Raw genomic sequence first — 837 nt, forward strand, 5'->3', positions numbered from 1 at the left:
GCACAACACATACTCGTTACGTGGCGCAAAAATTCGCGACCCCCTCGCCTGGTCAAAATACATTAACGATGCAATTAACCGCTGGGGTGATAAAGCAGAAATCATCATGGCACAGCACCACTGGCCGACGTGGGGTAAAGATAACGTTGTCAGCCTGATGAAAAGTCAGCGCGATATGTATCGCTATATCAATGATCAGACGTTGCGCCTGGCGAATACCGGCCTGACACGTGATGAAATAGCCGCAAACTTTAAACTCCCGGACGGTCTGGCTAAAACCTGGGCAAGTCGTGGTTATTACGGTTCTGTCAGCCACGATGTAAAAGCGACCTATGTGCTTTATCTCGGCTGGTTTGACGGCAACCCGGCAACATTAGATGAACTGCCACCTGAGGAGGCGGCGAAGAAGTTTGTCGATTATATGGGGGGTGCCGATAACATCCTGAAAAAGGCCAAAGAGGATTACGATCAAGGGAATTACCGGTGGGTAGCACAGGTGGTGAGTAAAGTTGTCTTTGCTGACCCGAAAAATGAGGCTGCGCGTAACCTCGAAGCTGATGCACTGGAACAACTGGGCTATCAGGCCGAATCAGGACCATGGCGTAATTTCTATCTCACTGGCGCGCAGGAATTACGTAATGGCGTGCAGAAACTGCCAACGCCGAATACGGCAAGCGCGGATACGGTAAAAGCCATGTCGCCTGAAATGTTCTTCGACTATCTGGGTGTGCATATCAATGGCGAGAAAGCGGCGAATGCGAAAGCGGTGTTTAACGTTGATCTGGGCAGTGACGGCGGCAAGTACAAGCTGGAACTGGAAAACGGTGTGCTCAATCA

At 50.7% G+C, this 837-nt stretch carries 1 protein-coding gene; it reads left to right on the top strand.

Annotation, left to right across the window (positions count from 1 at the left end):
* Nucleotides 1-837, top strand: an 837-nt coding sequence (locus AC1DUO_RS25615) for an alkyl sulfatase dimerization domain-containing protein (RefSeq protein WP_477989518.1), incomplete at both ends; no start/stop codon positions are given.

It is taken from the genome of Rahnella sp. P4_A8 (genome assembly GCF_056402435.1).